The organism is Dictyobacter halimunensis (genome assembly GCF_036245075.1).
The window spans coordinates 1,292,182-1,313,880 of the sequence record NZ_BSRI01000002.1; the positions used below are offsets into that span (position 1 = coordinate 1,292,182).

At 56.7% G+C, this 21,699-nt stretch carries 20 protein-coding genes and 1 other annotated feature; of the genes, 13 read left to right on the forward strand and 7 right to left on the reverse strand.

Annotated features, from left to right (window positions below; all coding sequences use genetic code 11):
* Window positions 1–32: 32 nt before the first annotated feature.
* The 4 genes from argJ to proS are packed head-to-tail and all read right to left on the reverse strand — an operon-like array spanning window position 33 to window position 4,976.
* Window positions 33–1,196, reverse strand: a complete 1,164-nt coding sequence (gene argJ / locus AABA21_RS19405) for a bifunctional glutamate N-acetyltransferase/amino-acid acetyltransferase ArgJ (RefSeq protein WP_338253098.1) — start codon at window positions 1,194–1,196, stop codon at window positions 33–35.
* Between the two features lie 36 nt (window positions 1,197–1,232).
* Window positions 1,233–1,709 carry a GNAT family N-acetyltransferase gene (locus AABA21_RS19410; protein ID WP_338253100.1) on the reverse strand — a complete coding sequence of 159 codons (477 nt, stop codon included), beginning with the start codon at window positions 1,707–1,709 and terminating at the stop codon, window positions 1,233–1,235.
* A 51-nt stretch (window positions 1,710–1,760) separates the two neighbouring features.
* A complete protein-coding gene (locus tag AABA21_RS19415) occupies window positions 1,761–3,506 on the reverse strand; it encodes a proline--tRNA ligase (protein WP_338253102.1) in 1,746 nt (581 codons plus the stop codon).
* Between the two features lie 18 nt (window positions 3,507–3,524).
* On the reverse strand, window positions 3,525–4,976 hold the full coding sequence (proS, locus tag AABA21_RS19420) for a proline--tRNA ligase (RefSeq protein WP_338253104.1): 1,452 nt from the start codon (window positions 4,974–4,976) through the stop codon (window positions 3,525–3,527).
* Window positions 4,977–5,024: 48 nt separating this feature from the next.
* Window positions 5,025–5,269, reverse strand: a binding site (T-box leader).
* Between the two features lie 131 nt (window positions 5,270–5,400).
* On the opposite strand from proS, the gene AABA21_RS19425 reads away from it, so the two are divergent.
* Entirely contained in the window at window positions 5,401–5,859 is a 459-nt protein-coding gene (locus tag AABA21_RS19425; RefSeq protein WP_338253106.1) for a cupin domain-containing protein, read from the forward strand.
* 30 nt (window positions 5,860–5,889) lie between these two features.
* Here AABA21_RS19425 and AABA21_RS19430 read toward each other — a convergent pair whose 3' ends face one another.
* The gene (locus tag AABA21_RS19430; protein WP_338253108.1) at window positions 5,890–6,207 is read right to left on the reverse strand and encodes a winged helix-turn-helix transcriptional regulator; all 318 of its coding nucleotides are present in this window, start codon (window positions 6,205–6,207) and stop codon (window positions 5,890–5,892) included.
* Window positions 6,208–6,374: 167 nt separating this feature from the next.
* Here AABA21_RS19430 and AABA21_RS19435 point away from each other — a divergent pair, with 167 nt between their 5' ends.
* Together AABA21_RS19435 and AABA21_RS19440 are read left to right on the forward strand one after the other, a co-directional pair.
* Complete coding sequence (locus tag AABA21_RS19435) at window positions 6,375–7,007, forward strand: class I SAM-dependent methyltransferase (RefSeq protein ID WP_338253109.1); 633 nt, start codon at window positions 6,375–6,377, stop codon at window positions 7,005–7,007.
* Window positions 7,008–7,198: 191 nt separating this feature from the next.
* Window positions 7,199–7,579 (forward strand): cupredoxin domain-containing protein, encoded by a 381-nt coding sequence (locus AABA21_RS19440; RefSeq protein ID WP_338253110.1) that lies wholly within the window; start codon window positions 7,199–7,201, stop codon window positions 7,577–7,579.
* Between the two features lie 89 nt (window positions 7,580–7,668).
* On the opposite strand, the gene AABA21_RS19445 is transcribed toward AABA21_RS19440, so the two are convergent.
* Window positions 7,669–9,492: a S53 family peptidase gene (locus AABA21_RS19445; protein WP_338253111.1), complete on the reverse strand. Its 1,824-nt coding sequence runs from the start codon at window positions 9,490–9,492 to the stop codon at window positions 7,669–7,671.
* 413 nt (window positions 9,493–9,905) lie between these two features.
* Between AABA21_RS19445 and AABA21_RS19450 the strand changes: the two genes are divergently transcribed.
* From AABA21_RS19450 to AABA21_RS19495, 10 genes are all read left to right on the forward strand, one after another.
* Window positions 9,906–10,916 carry an ABC transporter ATP-binding protein gene (locus AABA21_RS19450; protein WP_338253112.1) on the forward strand — a complete coding sequence of 337 codons (1,011 nt, stop codon included), beginning with the start codon at window positions 9,906–9,908 and terminating at the stop codon, window positions 10,914–10,916.
* Between the two features lie 33 nt (window positions 10,917–10,949).
* Window positions 10,950–11,612, forward strand: a complete 663-nt coding sequence (locus AABA21_RS19455) for an ABC transporter permease (protein ID WP_338253113.1) — start codon at window positions 10,950–10,952, stop codon at window positions 11,610–11,612.
* Between the two features lie 12 nt (window positions 11,613–11,624).
* Window positions 11,625–12,281 carry an ABC transporter permease gene (locus tag AABA21_RS19460; RefSeq protein ID WP_338253114.1) on the forward strand — a complete coding sequence of 219 codons (657 nt, stop codon included), beginning with the start codon at window positions 11,625–11,627 and terminating at the stop codon, window positions 12,279–12,281.
* A 99-nt stretch (window positions 12,282–12,380) separates the two neighbouring features.
* Window positions 12,381–13,355: a glycine betaine ABC transporter substrate-binding protein gene (locus AABA21_RS19465; protein WP_338253115.1), complete on the forward strand. Its 975-nt coding sequence runs from the start codon at window positions 12,381–12,383 to the stop codon at window positions 13,353–13,355.
* 154 nt (window positions 13,356–13,509) lie between these two features.
* Window positions 13,510–14,259 (forward strand): sulfite exporter TauE/SafE family protein, encoded by a 750-nt coding sequence (locus AABA21_RS19470; RefSeq protein WP_338253116.1) that lies wholly within the window; start codon window positions 13,510–13,512, stop codon window positions 14,257–14,259.
* 173 nt (window positions 14,260–14,432) lie between these two features.
* Window positions 14,433–15,341: an LLM class F420-dependent oxidoreductase gene (locus AABA21_RS19475; RefSeq protein ID WP_338253117.1), complete on the forward strand. Its 909-nt coding sequence runs from the start codon at window positions 14,433–14,435 to the stop codon at window positions 15,339–15,341.
* Window positions 15,342–15,380: 39 nt separating this feature from the next.
* Complete coding sequence (locus AABA21_RS19480; RefSeq protein ID WP_338253118.1) at window positions 15,381–15,827, forward strand: TIGR03668 family PPOX class F420-dependent oxidoreductase; 447 nt, start codon at window positions 15,381–15,383, stop codon at window positions 15,825–15,827.
* A 400-nt stretch (window positions 15,828–16,227) separates the two neighbouring features.
* A complete protein-coding gene (locus tag AABA21_RS19485) occupies window positions 16,228–17,934 on the forward strand; it encodes an ABC transporter substrate-binding protein (RefSeq protein WP_338253119.1) in 1,707 nt (568 codons plus the stop codon).
* Window positions 17,935–18,005: 71 nt separating this feature from the next.
* Window positions 18,006–18,968 carry an ABC transporter permease gene (locus tag AABA21_RS19490; protein ID WP_338253120.1) on the forward strand — a complete coding sequence of 321 codons (963 nt, stop codon included), beginning with the start codon at window positions 18,006–18,008 and terminating at the stop codon, window positions 18,966–18,968.
* Window positions 18,969–18,986: 18 nt separating this feature from the next.
* On the forward strand, window positions 18,987–19,919 hold the full coding sequence (locus AABA21_RS19495) for an ABC transporter permease (RefSeq protein ID WP_338253121.1): 933 nt from the start codon (window positions 18,987–18,989) through the stop codon (window positions 19,917–19,919).
* A 69-nt stretch (window positions 19,920–19,988) separates the two neighbouring features.
* Here the strand turns inward: AABA21_RS19495 and AABA21_RS19500 are convergent, their stop codons facing one another.
* Window positions 19,989–21,461 (reverse strand): DNA-3-methyladenine glycosylase 2 family protein, encoded by a 1,473-nt coding sequence (locus AABA21_RS19500; RefSeq protein ID WP_338253122.1) that lies wholly within the window; start codon window positions 21,459–21,461, stop codon window positions 19,989–19,991.
* Window positions 21,462–21,699 lie beyond the last annotated feature (238 nt).

Genomic DNA, 21,699 nt, shown 5'->3' on the forward strand with positions numbered 1-21,699 from the left:
CGCTTGTTTTTGGGATGGCGTGGAGGAAGGGGCTATGTGGTGTATTCGCCGTTGATGCGGACGTATTCGTAGGAGAGGTCGCAGCCCCAGACGGTGGCGCGCTCGCTGCCGGTGTGCAGGGAGACGCGAATGACCACGGTTGATTCCTTGAGATAGGCCTGAAGCTGGGGCAGATTTTCCTGTCCGAGGGCGCGGCCATCGTAGACGACGAGATCCCCGAAGGCGATTCTGACCTTTTCGGGCTGGATGTCGGGGTATTCGTAGCATTTGCCGATCGCCATGGCGACGCGGCCCCAGTTGGGATCGTTGCCGAAGATAGCCGCTTTGAGCAGGGGGGAGTTGACGATCGCTTTGGCGACGCGCTTGGCTTGCGCGAAGGAGGCGGCGTCCTCGACGGTGACTTCGATCAGCTTGGTGGCGCCTTCACCGTCGCGGGCAATATCCTGAGCCAGTTCGATGGCCATCTCCTGCAGGGCACGCTGGAAATCGGCGAGGGAGACTTCGCCAGCCATGCCGTTGGCCATGATGGCGACGGTATCGCTGGTGCTGGTATCGGTATCCACACTAACCATATTAAAAGAGTGGTTGACGGCCTGGTGCAGACATTGCTTGAGCTGATCGGCGGGGATGGCCGCGTCGGTCACAAAGTAGGCCAGCATGGTAGCCATGTCTGGCTCGATCATCCCGACCCCTTTGCACATGCCGACCAGGACAGCATCGCCGATCTTGCTGGCCCGCATCTTGGGACGAGTATCTGTGGTCATGATAGCGTGGGCCGAGACATGCAGCTGTCCCTCACTCAGTTCAGAGCGGACACCACGGATACCGTTGCGCAGCTTATCCATCGGCAACTGCCAGCCGATGACACCGGTGGAGGAAGGGAGAACATCTCCCGGCTGGATCTCCAACTCCTCGGCCACCAGGCGCGCTACTTCGCGGATATTGGCCAGACCCTCCTCACCGGTCGCGACATTGGCGTTCTTGCTGTTAATGACAAACGCCTGTAGCTGTCCGTTGGCAACGTTTTCGCGGCCAACGGTGATGGCGGCTCCGCAGAAACGGCTCTGTGTAAACATAGCCGCCGCAGCCGCCGGCACATCAGAGGTGATAACCGTAAAATCGAGCGTGTTATCTCGAATACCGATATTTTTCGCACAAGAGCGGAAGCCCTGTGGATAGAAAGGGAGTGATTGCATGGGCACCTTTCCTCTCGTTTCGGATGCTTCTCACTGCTATCTGGAGGTAGCAGGTAGGGTGAGGGAGAAGAAAGCAGCGTCGCCTAGTTCTTCCCAGCCGTGCTTGATGTAAAATTGGCGCGCATATGATTCGCGAATGCGGCGATTCATCAATATAAGACGTGTGCAGCCACGTCGGCGCGCCTCCTCTTCTATGGTGGCGAGGAGCTGGCTTCCTACCCCGTGTCCCGTCTGATCGGGATGGATGAACAGTTCTGAGACGTAGCCGTCGCTGCCACGCATCAGGTGGAAGTACCAGTGGACCGCGATATAGCCCACAACCTGGCCCTGCTGTTCCGCCACTAAAATGGTGTGTGTCTGTTCGTTTTCTAAGCGGGCAAACCACTCTTCGATCTGCGCCTGCGTTTCCGCGAATGTCTGTTGCTGGATATGTTCTGACCAACCTAAGGCTCGCAGGATAGTGGTGATGGAGCCGCTATCCTCCAGGCGTGCTTCACGAATGGTTACCGCCATCTGTGATCGTTCCTTGATAATGTCAATGCTCCCACGAATATACTGGACAATCTACGAATGATTGAGACCGGTCGCGATCTCCTGCTGAATCACCTGGACGGCTTGCGCCAGGGGCACGATGCGGCTCTCCTTCTGGCCACGCAGCTTGAGCTCGATGCCACCATTTTTCAATGAGCGCTTGCTGACCACGGCGCGCAGCGGCAGACCGATCAGGTCGGCATCGTTGAACTTGACACCAGCGCTCTCAAGGCGATCGTCGAAGAGCACCTCGACGCCGGCGGCCTGCAGGTCCCGGTAGAGTTGTTCCGCGATCTCCCTGTTCTCACCCTTGTCGAGGTCGAGCCCGAGCAGCGCGAGATGATAGGGTGCCATGCCAAAGGGCCAGATGATGCCTTTCTCGTCGTGGCTCTGCTCGACAGCGATAGCCATCACACGTCCCAGGCCGATGCCGTAGCAACCCATCAACAGGGGCTGCTCGCTGCCCTGAGCATCCAGGAAGGTAGCTCCAAAGGGCACGCTGTAGCGGGTACCGAGCTTGAAGATATGACCCAACTCACTACCATGAATCACGTGCAGACTGCCGCCGCAGTGGACACATTGCGCGCCTTCGTAGGCCGAGGCGATATCTTCCCAGGCATCCACACGAAAGTCGCGCGGATAATTGACGTTCTTTATATGATAGTCGACGCGGTTGGCCCCTCCGACAAAGTTGCTGCCGGCCTTGAGCGAGATATCGGCTAGAATAAAGATGTCTGGACTCTTCCCGATTGGGGAGGTGAAACCGGCGACGATACCCGCCAGTTGCAGCTCCTCGGGCGTGGCCATGTGCAGATCGGTGGTGTTGATGCCGGCCCGGCGCAGGGCGTTGACAAGCTTAACCTCGTTGATCTCAAGATCGCCCCGGACCGATCCCAGGATCAAGCGGCCACTCGAGCTGTAGAGCACCGCCTTCATGGTCTGCGCGGTCGGGATGTGCAGGAACTCGGCCAGGTCGGCGATGGTGGTGCAGCCCGGCGTGTAGACCTCCTCAAGAGGGGCCTCGGGCTGGCGTTCCAGTTCGCTGCGCACAAACTCGGCCTTCTCGGTGTTGGCGGCGTAGCCGCAGCGATCACACTGGACCGCGTCGTCCTCGCCGGCATCGGTCAGGGCGATGAACTCCTGCGAGTCTTTGCCACCAATGGCGCCGCTATCGGCATCGATGACGATGAAGCGCAGACCGCAACGGGCGAAGATAGCCTGGTAGGCTTCGCGAACGGCGCGATAGCTCTTATCCATCGACGCTTCATCGGCATCAAAGCTGTAGAGATCCTTCATCAGGAACTCGCGGGTACGCAGCAGACCACCACGGGGACGTGGCTCGTCGCGCAACTTGACCTGGATCTGATAGATCAACTGTGGCAGATCCCGGTAGCTACGCACGAACTCTCTGGCCAGCAGAGTGACAATCTCCTCATGGGTTGGACCCAGCACCATATCGCGTCCCCGGCGATCCTTGAGTTGAAAGAGGATATCGACGGCCTCGGCACGCGAGGGACCGCCGTCGGCCGGCTTGACCTCCCAGAGATCTCTGGGCTGAATGACGGGCATCGTCACCTCCTGCCCGCCGATGCGATTCATCTCTTCCCGGATAATGGTCGCGATCTTTTGCAAGACCCGATTGCCCAGGGGCAGGAAGCTATAGACGCCAGAGGTTAGCTGGCGTACGAAGCCGGCCCGCACCAATAGTTCCTGATTGACCCCTTCGGCCTCGCGTGGGGCTTCACGCAAGGTGGTGGTTAAAAGCTGCGAACTGCGCATAATTACTCCTGCTTGAGACTAATAGGCACGCGCGAAGATGGCTTCGCAGGTGGCCGGCTTGCCGGTGTAGATACACTTGCCCTGCACGCCGCCCTCTGGCTGATTGAATGGGATCACGCGCAGCGTCGCCTTGGTCTCTTCCTTGATCGCCAGTTCGGCCGCGCTATCCTCGGCCCACTTCACTCGCACAAAGCCACGCTTCTCGGCGATGATCTGCTTGAACTCGTCATAGCTGTCGGTGGTGTAGGTGTTCTGCTCGCGGAACTCCAGCGCGCGCTGGTAGAGGGCCTTCTGGATCTCTTCCAGCAACTCCGGCAGGCGCTGCTCCAGGGCATCGACCGAGACCGGCTCTTTGACGCGGTTATCGCGCCGCACCAGCATGACGTTGTTGTTCTGCACGTCACGAGGACCGATCTCCATACGCAACGGCACACCGCGCATCTCCCATTCATTGTACTTCCAGCCCGGCGTGTTCTCGCTGCGATCAACTTTGACGCGCACCTTGCCTTTGAACATCTTCTCGACCCGATTGACCAGCTCGTTGACGGCTTCCTTCTCTTTCTCTTTGCGCCAGATCGGCACGATCACGACCTGGTAGGGAGCCAGGCGCGGTGGTAGGATCAGGCCCGACTTGTCGCCGTGGACCATGATCAGGGCACCGATCATGCGCGTGCTCATGCCCCAGCTGGTGGTGTGGCAGTATTTGCGCTGGCTATCGGCATCCAAAAATTGGATATCGAAGCCACGGGCGAAGTTGTCGCCCAGATTATGGCTGGTGGCGGACTGAAGGGCCTTGCCGTCACCCATCATGGCCTCGATCGAATAGGTGCGCAGGGCTCCGGCGAACTTCTCGTTCTCGCTCTTGCGGCCTGGGATGACCGGGATGGCGGCATCCTCTTCGGCGAAGGAGCGATAGACCTCAAGCATCAAACGGGTACGCTCTTCTGCCTCCTCCGGCGTACGGTGGGCGGTATGGCCCTCCTGCCACAGGAACTCCGATGTACGCAGGAAGAGCGCGGTACGCTTCTCCCAGCGCATCACGTTGGCCCACTGATTGATCAGCAGTGGCAGATCGCGGTAGCTCTGAATCCATTTGGAGAAGCTATTGCCGATAATCGTCTCGCTGGTCGGGCGGATGGCCAGTGGCTCCTCCAGCTCCTCGCCGCCGCCGCGCGTCACCCAGGCCACCTCGGGCGCGAAGCCCTCGACGTGCTCGGCCTCTTTCTGCAAAAAGCTCTGCGGGATCAGCAGTGGGAAGTAGGCGTTCTGCACGTCGGTCTCTTTGAAGCGTGCGTCCACCTTCTGCTGCAGATTCTCCCACAGCGCGTAGCCATATGGGCGAATAATCATGCAACCACGTACCGGCGCGTAATCGGCCAGCTCGGCCTTACGCACCACCTGGTTGTACCACTGCGAAAAATTATCGTCCTGATCGACGATATCTTCCACAAATTTTTCATCGTTGACCATATAAGTCCTTTCTCTCTATAAACGAGCATAAAAAAAACCCGTCCTTCTCACAAGGACGAGCATATAACCCGTGGTACCACCTCAATTGAGCCGTTGGCGCGAACGCACACAACAGCTCCACTCATGCGGTCAACTATGAACCGCGCCTTCTGATAACGGCGAAGGGGGCCCGGTCAGGCTTTTTATACCGACGCTCTCAGGTGGGTTCAATGCAGGTTCATCGACCGACTTGCACTATCTCGGCTCGCTGTGCGATCCCCAGAGCATTTACTGGTCCTGATCAGCGCGTTAAGGTTGTTCTTTTTAATTAAGCAAAGCATACACCATCCCCCCCCGGTGTGTCAAGCAATTATTTTCCCTTGACGCTCGATCATCCCGGTGCTATAATCCTGCGTCCGTCTCATTCAGGAAAGGAGCATTATTCATGAGTTCTGACAATCTGGAGCAGATGCAGCCAGCCGGAGGTGTACGCGTAATCAAGCCTTCCCAGTTTGATAGCAATACGCCCCAGACGCCGGGGATGCAGCGCATGGCGGCCGTCTCAAGGGAACTGGCTGGCTCACAGGGGATCTGGGCCGGCGTCACCAACGTGGGACCACACGTAGCCAGCGGCAAGCACCACCACGGCGAGCTGGAGACCGTCATCTATGTCGTCTCGGGCCGCGCGCAGATCCGCTGGGGAGAGCAACTGGAGTTCACCGCCGATGTCGAGCCGGGCGATTTTATCTATGTGCCACCCTTTGTGCCCCATCAAGAGCTCAATCCCGGCAGCGAACCATCCCAGTGGGTCATCGTGCGCAACTCGCAAGACCCGATCGTAGTCAACCTGGAGCCGACCTCAACAGAGCAGCAACAGGCCAACGATACCACCCACGGCTCATAAGCGGGCACAGTCTCCTGCCTTAGATCTAAGCTAAAAGCCAAGGTTTATACTTTCACCAAGGGCATTGAACTGACGAAGAGGGGACTCTAAACTGCGTCCCAACTCGGTCAACGAATATTCAACCTTTGGGGGCACCTGCTCATATACCTGGCGGTGAATCCAGCCCATTTGCTCTAAATCTCGCAATTGCAAGGTCAGCATCTGCCGACTGGCTTCTGGTATCAGGCGCTGTAGCTCGCCGAAGCGCCTGGTCCCACCGAGCAAATGATAGCAGATCCGCAGCTTTAGCCTTCCACCGACACTAACGATGCCTGCCGGACACCTGGTAGCTTTCTTTGGCTGGATCATCTGATTTCCTCCTTGTGGAGAACGCCACGCTCTCCTGGTCAAATTATTTTGCGTACTTGTTTGCCTTTCAGCGTTCAGCTACATTGGTTGTATCTAATGATATACGAGAGTGAATGAGAAATGTTCTGTTTTTCGTTTGCTTTTCCAGTTCGATCAGGAGCAATACAATGCATAGCCATGAGATCGGAAACCACACACAGTCGCGTCACTTAAGCCACCTGAACTTTCTGTTTACCGGCCGGGGCAGTCGCGTCTATGAGCACACGATGGTCCATCTGACCAGGCCCCTGTACCAACGGGTCATTGAAGATCTGGCCTCGCTTCAGCTCGCTGGGGAAAAGGTACTGGACGTAGGAACCGGACCAGGCGTGTTAGCCAGGGACATCGCTCGCGCTTTTCCCCAACTTCGGGTCTATGGAGTCGATCTATCAACAGAAATGATCCAATTGGCGCGTGAGCGAACCAGACAAGAGCAGCTCAATGAGCGCGTACAGTTCGACTCCGGTGATGTCCGGCAGCTCCCCTATCCCGATCACAGCTTTGATGTGATCGTCTCAACGATCAGCCTGCACCACTGGCAAGAGCTTGAACGGCCTCTGCGCGAGCTCTATCGTGTGCTGAAACCGGGAGGGCGACTATGGATCTATGATGCCCGTTTTATCAAGCCAGCAATGATAGAGAAGGCGCAGGCGGCCACGCCCCTGGTGGGCACACGCATGGAGCATCAGCTGATAAGAACCGGCCGATGGCCATTCGCGCTCTATAGGCGCTTCGCCTGGCACCTACATACTTTCCCCTAGAGAAAAATCAGGTAGCCTTTTGATGTGGTAGAGCCTTATAATAGGGGGCAGCGATACCCATACCCTATAGATTTTAATCGATAGATAAGGATACGCTGTCTTCTTTATATATGTAAGCCGCACATAGCATAAAGCGAAAACAGAGAAGATAGGCTATCATCCTTACCAGCTTTAGGAGCAACCTACCGACAATGAAAAAATTGTTTGGCGCCTTTATATTGTTCAGCCTCTTTACGGTGTTCATCTCGGCCTGCGCGATGGGTGGCAATACCGCGACCGGCCCGAATCCTGTTCATATGGATAGCACCACCTTCACACAATCTTCAATCACGATCAAAAAGGGTGAGATCATCACGCTGATTAACGACGATGCCCCACCCCATATCATCGCTAACGGCACCTGGGATGATAGTACACCGAAACCCGCCACTGAGGCCGGCGCGCCTAAAATCAATAATATGCAGGTCGATGGCTTCGGCAGCGGCAAGCTGGGACCGTTTAATACGGCCGGCACATTCAAGCTCTATTGTACGGTTCACCCCGGCATGAAGATGACGGTGATCGTGAAATAACCTTCCAGAACATTTCTATACAAACAAAAGCTCCCGACCTCTAATGAGATTGGGAGCTTTTGTTTGTATCCAGACAGGTCGTCGCAGGATCAGGGTTGGGCGCTGGTGGCCGGGGATTGCGCCGGCGTGGCGGTCGGCTGCGGCGTGTCTGTAGGCGTGGCGGCAACGGTTGGGGTGGGAGTTGGCGTGTCGCCACCGGTCGCGGTGCCATTGATACCATCGCGGGCAATGTTATACACATCGGGTGAACCCAGGCCCGTGGTCAGGTCATAGTTGGGGCCGGCCATGTAGTGCAGATTGTTACCGGTGGTAACGTCGTGGAAAGGAGCGTAAGTCTGCTGGTTACTGGCAAGCTGGTAGAGCATTGGATTGATCCAGCCAACGCGCTGCTGGCCATGCTGCTGCAGGAAATCATTGAGCAGAGCCGTGCTACCGGCCCACAGGGGCGCGGCCGCGCTGGTGCCACCCACGGTCACGTCTCCCGAAGAGGGGCAACTCGATGCGGCGACAGTACAGTAGACCGCGTATCCGGAGGCCGGATCGGCATCGGCCGCCACGTCGGGTACCTCGCGCATGCCATTGCTATTCTGGTTGTCGACGCCGGGACCCGTCTGCCAGTCGGGCTTGTTGAAGGTGTTGCTGAGTCCGCCACCACCGCCGGCGCCATTGGGACTGCGCTGGGTATCGGTCGGACTGCTCCAGGCGGACTCGCTGCCATAGCCGCCACTATTGGCCAGCTGTAGATTGGTGCCACCCACACCGGTCACGTAGGGATCGCTGGCGGGCGAATCAACGGCCAGGTTCAGGTCATTGCAATCATAGGCGCCCGAATCGCCCGAGGCCGCGAAGACAGAGATGCCCTGCGCCGCCGCCTGCTTGAAGATGCCATCCAGCGTCTGCAGTTCGGCCGAGCCCGACTGCGCCTCGCATTCGCCCCAGCTGACGGAGACGACCTGCGCCTGGTTGTCGGTAACGATACGGTTATAGGTATCGTTGACACCCTGCGTCGAGTTGGGTCCTTCATAGACCAGCTGGTGCGCCTGGGGCGCGATCTCATTGATGACCTCGATGTCGAGCTCGGCTTCGATCGCCCCAGCGCCGGCCGCGCCATTGGCCCCATCCACCAGCACGTTGGTCAGATTGGGCTGGCTGAGGTGATGCTCGGTGGCGAACTGGCTGATATCGGCGGGCTGATAGCCATCTAATTCAAACACGGCCACGGTCTGGCCGTTCCCCTGCACGCCCGCCTGATAAAGCGGATTGATATCATAGGCGCCCGCCAGCTCGTTCTGGGCGTAGCCAGCGCGAGGGGTCGGGACCAGGTGAGATAATGGATGCAGTTGCGCGCTGTTATCCAGTCCTCCGATCGAGAGGATGACGGTAGATAAAGCGGCAGGGATCGAGGGCGCGCCGGCATTGGCATAGAACGTGCGCGCGCCGAGCTGATACTTCTGCATCTGAATCTGGAAGGCTGATTCCGCCTGAGACGCCGTGCCATGCGCATTGACCAGCAGGCCGTTGGATGACACGCTATCCACCGTCAGACCCTGACTGCGCAGATAATCAACCACCTGCTGACGCTGATCGGAAGTCGGACTGAACTGGGCCTCGAATTGTTGTGGAGTCAAAAAATGATGATATTGGGCGGAATGGGGATCGGATATGTTATGTAACAACTGTGTCAGAACATCTTGATGCTGCAGGCGCAGTCCGATTGATAGATTGAGCGTCTGCCCGGCATCGACCTCTCCCGTTTTCCTGGCCTGCTTCAATAGCGGCACGGTCTGCCCCACCATCGGGACGCGCTGCTCCGCCTGAGCATGGACCGCGATCGATACACCAGCAATAGCCATCCCTATGACGACAGCAGCTACCACCCACAACCACAGTACCTGTACAAGACGATGTTTCATGCAATTCTCCCACTAAAAACCAACTGTACACGACATGGCTACAAATAACGTCTATAGGTGTAAGCCACTGGATAAAATGAAGTACAAGTGGCTACTTATGAGAGTAAACGGGAATTACGGCAGGCTTCGAGTTTTCAAGGTTGAAGTAGCCAAAAAGGCTAGTAATCTGCTGAGTTTTAACGTACACTTGTGAGAGTAACTTTGGTTACATAGAGAGAGCTGGAGCGGCAGGATAGGAATCGGCCGTAGTATAGTCGATATATACATAGAAGCGAGACGATTCATGCTAGCTCTGCGTATCATAATTATGCCGTAAATTGTTAAGGTAATATATATGGCATGTGAGCAAAAGCTCTGGTCATAACGTATAATAAAAACTCATTATTTTTCATTGCGAGAGGAAAAACGGCTGCATGACAACCATCGCATTTCACAACATCACCAAACGCTACAAGGGCATGGATGCCCCGGCAGTTGATGGGGTCACATTTGTGGTCCCCGAAGGAAGCACATGCATGCTGGTAGGCACCTCTGGTTCGGGAAAAACCACCCTGTTGCGCATGGTGAACCGCTTGATCGAGCCGACATCAGGAGAGATTCTCTTTGACGATAAAAATGTGCTGCAGGAAGATCCCATCCAGTTGCGACGTCGCATCGGGTATGTAATTCAGCAGGTCGGCCTGTTTCCGCATATGACGATCGCGGAAAATGTGCGCGTGACCGCCGACATCGCCGGGGGCTGGAACAAGCAAAAGATCAACCAGCGGGTAGATGAGCTGCTGGACCTGGTGGGATTGGATCCGGCTGATTATCGTAAGCGCTTCCCTCGTCAGCTCTCGGGAGGTCAGCAGCAACGCGTGGGGCTGGCCCGCGCCCTGGCTACAGATCCCGCGATCCTGTTGATGGACGAACCATTTGGCGCTCTGGACGCGATTACGCGCGCGCGCATGCAGGATGAGCTTCTGCGCATTCAGCGCGATGTGCATAAAACTATTTTATTTGTCTCACACGATATTGAAGAAGCCTTCAAGCTGGGCGACCAGGTTGCCGTGATGTCACAGGGCAAACTGATTCAGATGGGATCACCGGTTGAACTGCTGGCGAAACCAGCCGATGAGTTTGTCAGTCAGCTGGTGGGGGCAGATAATATCGTGCGCCAGCTACAGTATTTACCCATTGGCAGCACACTCGACAATCGACCAGAGGCCGTATCTTCAGCGCACTGGGGAGATGTTCCCGCGATTTCAGATCAGGCGACGTTATTCGATGCCCTCTTGAAACTCCTCGAAACGAATGCTCCCGCCCTTGCCACTGAAGATCCCCAGAACCAGGAAAAAACCGGATACATCACCCTTCCCGATATTAACCAGGCGATCACACATTTGCGCAGCGATGAAAAGTCGCGTGCCGCATCGAGCATTTAGCCATGCCTGTGGTTGATGTATTAAAGGAGATCTATGAAATACTTGCTGAGTCCCTATAACTATGATCTGACTGATCCAACAAGCATTCCATATCTGCTGCTACAGCATCTCTACCTGGTTGGATTGACGATGTTGATTTCGCTGATCATTGCTATTCCGGTGGGGATTTATGTGGCGCGCAACCGCTGGCTCTATACGCCGGTCATCACCTTTACCGGCGTGCTCTATAGCATTCCGGGCATCGCCCTGCTGGCCCTGCTGATCACGATCCCGGCGATTGGTCTGAGCCTGGCGACGATCATGATTCCGCTGGTCGCCTATACCCAGCTGGTGTTGATTCGCAATACGGCGGCGGCCATCAACGGCATTGATCCGCTGCTGCTGGAGGTGGGACGCGCTATGGGGATGAGCCGCTGGCAGGTGTTACGGCGTGTGACGCTGCCGCTGGCCCTACCGGTGATTATCGCCGGCGTGCGCATCGCCACTGTGACCACGGTTGGCACGGCCTCGCTGGCCTCGCTGGTAGACCAGGGAGGACTGGGAGACCTGATCTTCAAAAATCTCACCAGTGGCGACCAGCAAGCTATCATAGCGGGCGCGATCCTTATGAGTCTGTTCGCCGTTGTAGCCGATATCCTGCTGCTGGGCGTCCAGATGCTCCTGAGCCGGGGCCGTAGCGCGACCGCCGTCGCATAGAAGGGGAGAAGCATGGGCGATTTAATCAATTTCATTCAGGACCCTGGCAATGCGTTTGCCGCACACACAATCGCATATCTGCAGATCTGCGCCGTCTCCATCCTCTTTGCGATCATCATCGGGGTGGTTCTTGGCGTGGCCGTCTCGCGCAGCGCCATCCTGTCGTTTATCGCCGTCAATCTCAGCGGCCTGATGCGCGCCATTCCAGTGATCGCGTTCTTGATCGCGGCGCTCCCCTACCTGGGAGTCGGCTTTAAGCCAACGGTGATCGCTTTGATCGTGCTGGGCATTCCACCGATCCTGCTCAATACCTATACGGGCATTCGTGGCATCGATCCCTCGATCATCGACGCCGCCCGTGGCATGGGCATGACGCAGTGGCAGATCATCAGCCGCATTCAGACGCCGCTGGTGCTACCGATCATCGCCGCCGGCGTCCGTACCGCGTCGGTGCAGATCGTCGCCACCGCCACCCTGGCCGCGATTATCGGGGCAGGTGGCTATGGTGAATACATCATCGATGGATTGAACAGGTTGAATAATGTTGCTATTCTGGCCGGCGCTATCCCGGTAGCGATACTGGCCATTGCCGTAGAATTATTCATGAGCTGGTTGCAGCGCGCCCTGACCCCGCAGGGTCTGCGCGCCCACGCCCAGATAAACTCATAATAACCCACACGAGACACAGGCCACCTCACGCTATGAGGCGGTACAATGTGTCTTGTATCGACCTTATACTGTAATTGTTTGATCTTTTCAGGAGGAAAAATGCCTTCAGTATTCCGCTCATTACGAGCAAAGACCCTTTTCGCGTTGGCCTGCGTGCCCCTGTTACTACTCACCGCCTGCGGCGGCTCCGGTGGTAGCGGCACAACAACGGGTGGCGGCAACACCAATAAGAATGCCAATATTTCCATCACCGTTGGTGGAAAGCTCGATACAGAGTCCAAACTGCTGACCAAGCTCTACAGCCTGGTGCTCAAAGACCAGGGCTTCAAGGTCAACGAGAAGCCAGCCTTTGGTAACAACACCATCGTCTTCCAGGGCATCAAGAGCGGTGCCATTGATCTGTATCCTGAATTCACGGCTACTGGACTGGACGCCCTGAAGAAGACGTCATCTCTGAATGATCAGCAGGATTACCAGACCGTGAAGGATGGCTTCAAGCAGCAGTTCCAGATCGACTGGCTGGACTATTCGCCGCTGAACGACACTTATGCCGTCTGCGCCAAATCGAGCAATTCAATGGGTCTGAAGAATATCTCGGACCTGGCGGCTAAAGCCAAGCAGATCACCTTTGATCTGCCCAGCGATAGCACCTATGTGTTTGACTACCTGAAACCAAAGTATGGCCTGACCCTGGAAAGCTTCAAGGCTGTGCACAAAGTCGACTACACCATCGGCTTTAAAGAGGTTGGCGGCGGTCAGTCGGATGCCAACTTCTGCTACTCCAGCGACAACGGCATCAACACCAACAATCTGATCGCGCTGAATGATGACAAGCATGCCTTCCCGGCCTACCATCCAGCTCCGATCGTTCGTGATAGCGTGCTGCAGAAGTCACCGGATATCGCTACCTCTCTGAACGCGCTGGCGCCAAAGATCACCACCGACGTCAGCCTGCAGCTGCAGAAAGCGGTCGCCGACAACGTCAGCTCTGGTATGTCGCAGTCCAAGGCCATCACCGAGGCCGCGACCAAGTGGCTGAAGGACCAGGGACTCTGTAAGAACGGCTGTCAGTAAGCCTGACAATGCCAGTTTTCTGGCCATCAACCAGGGACCGTCACCCAGCACATGCTGGGCGGCGGTCCTTCTCTCATTCCGGGGAGGGATATGGTGACATCCTTTATTCATTATTTCAAGAGTTTAGTAGCACAGCAGGAAAGGATTCTCAGTGATGACGACAGCAATCATTGTCCTGGTGGTCGCGGTGGTTTTCGCCGGGGCACTGATGCGAGCCACCTTTGGATTTGGGGAGGCGGTCATCAGCATGCCGTTGCTGGCACTACTGCCGATCAGTCTCCATACATCAATCGCGCTCATCGGACTGGCCGGTCTCACGGTGGCGGGAATGACCATCTCTTCTGGCTGGCGCCACATCGACCGCTCCACCTTACTCGTGCTGAGTATCGCCACGCTCCTGGGCATCCCGGTTGGACTGGCGCTGGTGAAGTTCGCGCCGGCCGGCGTCATCACCAGAATCCTGGGAGCCTTCCTGATCGTCTACAGCATCTATTCATTGATACGCGATGCCATCACCCGGACGGCCACCTCCCTGTTGCCGGAGAACAGATACTGGATTCTTCCATTTGGCTTCGCCGCTGGCGCCCTGGGTAGCGCCTATAACGTAACAGGCATCCCAGTCGTCGTGTATGGCACGTTGCGCCGCTGGAATCAATCCCGTTTCCACGGCACACTGCAGGCGCACTTCCTGATTGCCGGCATCTTTGTGGTCATTGGGCAGGCCCTCGGCGGCCTCTGGACCGGCGACCTATTTCTGCTCTACGGACTCTCGCTCCCCGCCATCATCATCGCTACTTTGCTGGGCATGTTTCTCCACCGACGCATTCCAACCGAGAAGTTCAAACAATACGTATTCGTAATCATCCTGGCCCTGGGTGTCCTGCTCCTGATCAATCCGAGCTAATCACAGTACGTATAAGTAAGGATATAAGGTAAGGCAAAGGTACAGGTTATCCACACGCAAGAACATGTATATCAGCATCCAGCGGTTGTATACTGATTACGGAATAAAGAAACAAGCAACAACTGATCAGTTTATCAACAATAGTCGAATTGTGTAACATTTGAGGAGTAGATATGCGCTTAGGAATACAGGTGCCCAGCTTTACCTGGTCACAGGATCAGGGATTGATTGGGGATACATTCGCTAACATCGCCGCGCGCGCCGAACGCGCGGGACTCTATAGTCTGTGGGTGATGGACCATTTCTTTCAGATTAGTATGGTCGGACCCGCTGAGAATGAGATGCTGGAGGGGTGGAGCGCGCTGGCGTTCGCCGCCGGACACACCAACCATATCAAACTGGGCACGATGGTGACCGGCGTTACCTATCGCCATCCGGGCTTGCTGGTCAAGACTGCCACTACACTGGATGTGCTCTCGCACGGTCGCGCCTACTTTGGCATCGGCGCCGCCTGGAATGAAGAGGAGCACAAGGGTCTGGGCGTCCCTTTCCCGCCCCTGGCCGAGCGCTTCGAGCGCCTGGAGGAGACCCTGCAGATCGCGCACCAGATGTGGTCCGGCGATGAGAAACCATTCAACGGCACCCACTATCACCTGGAGCGGCCCCTCAACTCACCACTATCGGTACAGAAGCCGCATCCACCCATCATGATCGGCGGTACCGGAGAGAAGAAGACACTGCGCATGGTGGCTCAATATGGTGACGCCTGCAACCTGTTCGCCCGCATGGGCAAGGACGAATTGCGGCGCAAGCTCGGTGTCCTGCAAGACCACTGCCAGACCCTCGGTCGTCCCTATGCCGACATTGAAAAGACCACCCTGGATACGCTGCACATTACAAAAGATGGGCGCAACAATACGCTTTCACCCAACGCCGCCATCGATCTCTTTGGTAGCCTGGCTGAGATGGGATTTGACCAGGCGATCTTCAACATGCCCAACGTATCCGACCTGGAGCCCTTCGATCTGCTGGCCACACGCATCGTGCCCGAGGTAGAGAAGATCAAAGTAACCGGACGCTAACCAGCCAGAACGTAGCAAGAAAGAAAGGACCATCGATCCATGGCACCGCGAACGGAATTGAGCTTGGTTGAGAAGGATTTTATACTGCGCATGCGCGTGGCGCGCCTGGCAACCTCAAATGAGCAGGGGAGCCCGACGCTGGTACCGGTCTGCTATGCCTTCGATGGTGTCCACTTCTTTACGCCACTGGACGAGAAGCCGAAACGTGTACCTGGCACGCAGTTGCGCCGGGTACACAACATCGAGGCGCGCCACGAAGCCAGCCTGCTCATCGACCAGTATAGCGACGACTGGAGTCAACTCGGCTACGTCCAGGTCTACGGCCATGCCGAACTGATCTATCCTGAACATCCACTTCACACCCCGGCCATGAAACTCTTGCGCGAGCGCTACAGCCAATACCACAATATGGCTCTTGAACAGGCCCCTTTCATCATGCTCACTCCACAGCGCATACGCTCCTGGGGACCTGCACTCCAGGCTTAGTGCATCGCCAATTTTTCATTTCTTATAAAGCTCGTGTCCATATCGTATATTTAAATGCCCCTTACGACGTCATACTAAAGAGGAATGGTGAAAGGAGCACCAGCATCCCTGTAGCCGTTATTGATAAGCTTTTAGACAAACTGGAGGTGCCTGACGTCACAGAGGCCCACCAGGTTGAGTGGATCAACAACCACTGACTAGAGAGGAGCACATCCGCCAGCTAGCTTCCTATCAGAGGAAGAGAGAATTCCAACATGTATCCCTATTGTGGCGAGAGTTGAGGAAAGGTTATTTCCCGCAACAATCCCGGATCAAACAGACACAGCATGGTCGCTGTCGTTCACAGCTATTTTGCAGCGAACCTGCTCACCTGACGATCCGTATCTCCGAGGAGTTAAACATGTTCGCGAACATCCGGCACCGTTATCGGTTCATAACACTCATCCTTTCTGGCGTAACAATATTGACGCTCATTATGAGCGCCTGTACGCCGGCTGGCACAGCGAATAAACCATCTCAGACCAACAATTCCGCCATCACCAACGGCGGAACCTGGATCGACGACCTGGTCAATGAGCCAGACTCGTTTATTCCCAATGCAACAGTACAGACCTTCGCCCAGATGGTGATGCAGGCCCTGTATGCGCCGCTCTTCATAGGCGATGCCCAGGGACAGATCCATCCCGGACTGACTACACGCATCCCGACGGTCTCCAATGGCGATATCAGCCAGGATCAGAAGACCTGGACCTTCCACCTGCGTCCCAATCTGGTCTGGTCCGATGGGCAACCTTTGAACGCCGAGGATGTGTTATTTACCTGGCAGCTCTGGAAAAATCCCAAGTTTGCCGCCTCAAATACCAACATCATCAATCATATTCAATCGGCCGAGGTCTCATCAGATAAACTATCGATCACTTTCCATCTCAAAGATGCCTTTGCGCCATTTTTGACCGCCTGGACCGATGGCGGCTACGCGCCCATTCCTAAACATCATTTTGAAAGCATTCCACCCGACCAGATCAAGAAGTCGGCCGATAACCGCTTCCCCAGCGTGGTCAGTGGACCTTTTATGATGTCGGAGAGCAAGCCCGGCGACCACTACACCGTCGTGCGCAACCCTAAATATTATCTTGCTTCACAGCATCTACCGCACCTGAACAAGGTTATCTTCCGCGCCGTTGGCAACCAGTCTACGGTCCTGGAGGATCTGAAGTCGGGGGCGATCGACTCGGCCTGGTTCCTGGATGCCTCAAAGATCCCTGCCTATAAGAAGCTCAGCAACTATCAGCTGATCCAGACGACTTCGGCCGGCTACGAGGCGATCCATTTCAATGAGAACAATCCGGCGTTGAAGGATGTCAATGTGCGGCAGGCGGTGGCGATGGCCATCGATCAGAAGCAGTTGATCCAGGTAGCGCGCCTGGGAGCAGCCCAGCCCATCTGCACCGACCATAGTGCAGCCTACAAACCCGGCTATCAGGAAGATGCGAAGTGCCCTACGCTAAATGTCGACGGCGCTAACAAGCTGCTGGATAGCGCGGGCTGGAAGCTGGGACCGGATAAGGTGCGGCAGAAAAATGGTCTGCGCCTGGAGTTCCAGTATTCTACCACCGCCAATAACGCCTGGCGTGAAGAGGATGAGACGATCATCCAGTCCGATCTCCAGAAGATCGGCATCAAGATAGATATCCATAACTATCCGGCCTCAACCTTCTTCAGCACCTTCCTGCAAAGCGGCAAAGCAGGCTCCTATGACATGGCGGAGTGGACCAGTAGCTATAACTACGATGCCAACGATGCCGCCAACTATGCCTGTGATCAGGTCGGTAAATCGAACTTCAACTGGTATTGCAATCCGGCACTGGATGCCCTGTTCAGCAAAGAGCAGCAGACAACCGATGCCAATGCACGTCAGCAGATCTTCAACCAGATTCACGATATCCTGTTGAAGGATTATCCAAGCGTAACCCTGTTTAGTGCCAACGACCTTTCTGTCGCGATGAATGGGACTCACAACTACAAGCCAGGTCCATTTGTGGCCTCTGAGACGGTCGATATCATGAATTGGTGGTGCGATAACGGGAATTGTCCCGCCAAAGGCTAGTAGAGTTGTGAAGGTTGTGGCGTGGTGACGCCACAACCTTCGCAACACCAATATAAAGAAGGAAGCTGTCTATGGGACAATACTTGATACGGCGGCTGCTACAGGCTATTCCGTTGTTGATTTTGACTTCGATCTTGATGTTCCTGCTGATTCATGCCATACCGGGTGGACCGGATGCTGTGTATGATAATCCGAACCTGGACCCGGCGGGTCGGCAGGCGTTGCGCGCCAGCTTTGGCCTCAACGATCCTCTACCGGTGCAGTATCTGAAGTGGATCGGAAACGCGTTACACGGCAACTTTGGCAACTCGCTCTATACCAGCCAGCCGGTCAGCGAGGTGCTGACCCAGCGCTTTCCAGCCACGCTGGAGCTGTTCGTCACCGCCTTTGTGCTTTCACTCATCCTGACGGTTCTACTGGGTACCCTGTCGGCTGCCCATCAGGGCAGATCAACGGACTATACGATTACGACCCTGGCCTATTTTGGGATCTCAATGCCCATCTTCTTACTTGGACTGATCATGCAGGATGTATTTGCCTCGACCCTGAACTGGCTACCGCCATCGGGCACGGCGACCCTGGGCTATACATTTAGTCCGTTTAACGCCTTTCTGGATCACCTGATGCACCTGGCAATGCCGATGATCGTGCTGGCCGTCACCTTTACCGCGCGCTGGAGCCGCTATCTGCGCACCAGTATGATCGATGTGTCCCGGCAAGATTATATGCGAACCGGGCGCGCCAAAGGCGTGGCTCCGGGAAGCCTGCTGCTGCGGCACGCGCTGCGCAACGCTGTCATCCCCTTGATTACGATTGTAGCCATCGACTTTGGCTCGGTCGCGGGCGGGGCCGCCATTACCGAGGGCGTATTTGCCTGGCCCGGCATGGGACAGCTCTTCATCGATTCACTGAATCGGCGCGACTATCCGGTTCTGCTGACAGCCCTGCTGTTAAGCGCGTTCTTCGTCATTATCTTTAACTTGATCGCCGACATTCTCTACGGCGTGATGGACCCACGCATCCGCTATGCATAACTGAAAGGCAGGTCCACCATGGATACATCCGAACAAGTCCAGACACCCGAGGAAGATTTTGAGCTGCCGCAGGAGATGACGGCCGAGCTCACGCAGCAGAGGCGCAGCCAGGGAAGGATCATCTTTGATCGCTTTGTACGCAACCGCGTGGCGACGATCGGCGCGGTCTTCCTGATCATCCTGGTAATCTGCTGCCTCTTCATCCCATTCATTCCAGGACATAACAGTCCTAACGCGGTGGGGCAGACCACGCCATTCGCCGGCATCTCCTGGCAATATCCGTTCGGGGCGGATAACCTGGGACGCGACACCTTCGCGCGCGCCATGATCGGTGGCCGCATCTCGCTGCTGGTCGCCTTGAGCTCCATGCTCATCTCGATCCTGCTGGGCACGCTGATCGGTGCGCTGGCCGGTTACTATGGAGGCTGGATCGACAATATCCTGATGCGCTTGACCGACACCATCCTGACCATTCCGCTCTATCTGCTGCTCTTCGTGCTCTCGGCGACCTTCGCTGATGGGACCCCAACCAGCGTGATCTTCCTGATCGCCATCTTTGGCTGGACCACCTCGGCGCGCCTGGTACGTGGTGAATTCCTGGCCCTGAAGCAAAGGGAGTTTGTGCAGGCGGCCGCCACCATCGGCGCGCGCGGTCCACGGCTGATGTTCTATCATATCCTGCCCAACGCGGCCGGGCCCATCATCGTCAACGCCACCTTGCTGGTGGGCAGCAACATCATCCTGGAATCAGTGCTAAGCTTTTTTGGCTTCGGCGTCAGTATCCCGATCGCCAGCTGGGGTAGCATGATCAACCAGGGGCGCGATTACTTTGACTCATCGCCGCTACTGATTCTGATCCCTGGCATCCTGATCTTCCTCACGGTGCTCAGCTGTAACCTGGTCGGTGATGGCCTGCGCGACGCCCTCGATCCACACATGACCGAAAGATAAATGCCTTTGGTGGGACGTGCACGCATGGGCACAGGCCGCTGCGCGGCAAAGCCGGGGCAAGCCTGGCACCTACGGTGATGATGACGAGAGGTTAGCCCACAGGTGGTGGGCGGCGTAGGCGCGCCAGGGGCGCCATGCTTCGGCATGGTGCTCGATGCTTCGGGGGGTGGTGGGCATGTCGTGACGCTCGAAGGCGCGGCGCAGACCCAGGTCGGCAGCGGGAAAGGCATCAGGATCGCCGAGTGTACGCATGGCGATATAGGAGGCAGTCCAGGGTCCGACGCCGGGAAGAGATTGGAGCCGCGCAACGGTCTGCTCGCGATCGGCGTCGCGATCGAGGATCAGGCTGCCATCGGCGATGGCGTTAGCAAGGGCGCGCAGGGCAATGATGCGATTACCGGTCAGGCCCAATCCCTGCAGGTCCTCCTGCGCGATAGCTTGTGGCGTGGGGAAGAAATGCGTCAGCGTCCCCTGCGGCTGCTCCAACGGCGTCCCGAAGCGCGCGGCCAGACGACCAGCCAGCGTTCTGGCACCCGCCACCCATACCTGCTGTCCCAGGATAGCGCGCACCGCCAGCTCAAAACCGTTCATCGCTCCCGGCACGCGCAAGCCTGGACGCTTCTCAATCAGGGGCGCCAGCATAGCATCCTTCCCTAAGACCTCAGCAATGGCAGACGGAACAGCATCAAGGTCAAAGAGCTGGCGACAGCGCTGCACAAGCAGACTGAGATCACTCAGGTTATCGAGTTGGACGCGCAGCAAGACTGTATTCGTCTTCTGCAGCGGTTCCAGTTCGACGATGCCGCGCGAATGGGGCAGAACCACCGTACGCCGGTAGCTGATCTCGCTGATCTCCTCGACACCGGACAGTGCACGCTGCCGCAGATAGCCAAGCAGGGCGGCGGCATCAAACGGGGGACGATATTGTAAGCGCAAGGTGAGCTTCCCTTCTCCGCCGCTCTCGGGTGGCACCGTACGCCGGAAGGCGGAGGGAGCGCAACCAAAGGCGGACTGCATCGTTTCATTGAACTGCCGAATACTGGCGAAGCCGGCGGCAAAGGCAATGGTGGTCAAGGAGAGGCCGGTCTGGTCGATCAGCAGGCGTGCCGTCTGCGCACGGCGCGTGCGAGCCAGCGCCAGCGGTCCCACCCCGACCTCAGCCAGCAGTTCGCGGCGTAGATGGCGTTCGCTCACGCAGAGGCGCCGCGCCAGTCCCGCCACCCCCTCGCTATCCACCGTCCCATCGGCGATCAGGCGCAGCGCGCGCGCCACCAGGTCGGCACGTATATTCCAGTCGGGAGAACCCGGACTGGCTTCGGGGTGGCAGCGGCGGCAGCCGCGAAAACCCGCCGCCTCCGCGGCCGCGGCGCAGGTGTAGAAGCGCACATTGGCGGCATGGGCAGTACGCGCCGGGCAGATCGGCCGGCAATAGACCCCGGTGGTCACCACGCCGATAAAGAAGCGCCCATCAAAGCGCGAGTCACGACTGCAGAGCGCCCGGTAGCACAGATCGAAATCTTGAGAAATATGTTGCTGTTCCATACGCATCATCATACACTGAAAAGCTTTGCCAGACTAGCGAATTTCGGACATTGCCATTTTATACAGTGCTGGTGTGCAATTGATGAAGACAAAATGGACATGTCCCCTCACAAGAGAACGTTTCCCTGTAGGCGGCATAGGATTGCGGTCTCTTCGATCCTTTCTTTCTTCTGAAAAGCAGCAATCCGGCCTTATGCATACCGCTCTGCTGGCATACGATATGTTGGCTGATACATAG

Excerpts from the sequence above, each read along its gene's own strand:
- argJ (WP_338253098.1), bottom strand. The coding sequence starts at position 1,196 with ATGCAATCACTCCCTTTCTATCCACAGGGCTTCCGCTCTTGTGCGAAA.
- AABA21_RS19410 (WP_338253100.1), bottom strand. The coding sequence starts at position 1,709 with ATGGCGGTAACCATTCGTGAAGCACGCCTGGAGGATAGCGGCTCCATC.
- AABA21_RS19415 (WP_338253102.1), bottom strand. The coding sequence starts at position 3,506 with ATGCGCAGTTCGCAGCTTTTAACCACCACCTTGCGTGAAGCCCCACGC.
- proS (WP_338253104.1), bottom strand. The coding sequence starts at position 4,976 with ATGGTCAACGATGAAAAATTTGTGGAAGATATCGTCGATCAGGACGAT.
- AABA21_RS19425 (WP_338253106.1), top strand. The coding sequence starts at position 5,401 with ATGAGTTCTGACAATCTGGAGCAGATGCAGCCAGCCGGAGGTGTACGC.
- AABA21_RS19430 (WP_338253108.1), bottom strand. The coding sequence starts at position 6,207 with ATGATCCAGCCAAAGAAAGCTACCAGGTGTCCGGCAGGCATCGTTAGT.
- AABA21_RS19435 (WP_338253109.1), top strand. The coding sequence starts at position 6,375 with ATGCATAGCCATGAGATCGGAAACCACACACAGTCGCGTCACTTAAGC.
- AABA21_RS19440 (WP_338253110.1), top strand. The coding sequence starts at position 7,199 with ATGAAAAAATTGTTTGGCGCCTTTATATTGTTCAGCCTCTTTACGGTG.
- AABA21_RS19445 (WP_338253111.1), bottom strand. The coding sequence starts at position 9,492 with ATGAAACATCGTCTTGTACAGGTACTGTGGTTGTGGGTGGTAGCTGCT.
- AABA21_RS19450 (WP_338253112.1), top strand. The coding sequence starts at position 9,906 with ATGACAACCATCGCATTTCACAACATCACCAAACGCTACAAGGGCATG.
- AABA21_RS19455 (WP_338253113.1), top strand. The coding sequence starts at position 10,950 with ATGAAATACTTGCTGAGTCCCTATAACTATGATCTGACTGATCCAACA.
- AABA21_RS19460 (WP_338253114.1), top strand. The coding sequence starts at position 11,625 with ATGGGCGATTTAATCAATTTCATTCAGGACCCTGGCAATGCGTTTGCC.
- AABA21_RS19465 (WP_338253115.1), top strand. The coding sequence starts at position 12,381 with ATGCCTTCAGTATTCCGCTCATTACGAGCAAAGACCCTTTTCGCGTTG.
- AABA21_RS19470 (WP_338253116.1), top strand. The coding sequence starts at position 13,510 with ATGACGACAGCAATCATTGTCCTGGTGGTCGCGGTGGTTTTCGCCGGG.
- AABA21_RS19475 (WP_338253117.1), top strand. The coding sequence starts at position 14,433 with ATGCGCTTAGGAATACAGGTGCCCAGCTTTACCTGGTCACAGGATCAG.
- AABA21_RS19480 (WP_338253118.1), top strand. The coding sequence starts at position 15,381 with ATGGCACCGCGAACGGAATTGAGCTTGGTTGAGAAGGATTTTATACTG.
- AABA21_RS19485 (WP_338253119.1), top strand. The coding sequence starts at position 16,228 with ATGTTCGCGAACATCCGGCACCGTTATCGGTTCATAACACTCATCCTT.
- AABA21_RS19490 (WP_338253120.1), top strand. The coding sequence starts at position 18,006 with ATGGGACAATACTTGATACGGCGGCTGCTACAGGCTATTCCGTTGTTG.
- AABA21_RS19495 (WP_338253121.1), top strand. The coding sequence starts at position 18,987 with ATGGATACATCCGAACAAGTCCAGACACCCGAGGAAGATTTTGAGCTG.
- AABA21_RS19500 (WP_338253122.1), bottom strand. The coding sequence starts at position 21,461 with ATGGAACAGCAACATATTTCTCAAGATTTCGATCTGTGCTACCGGGCG.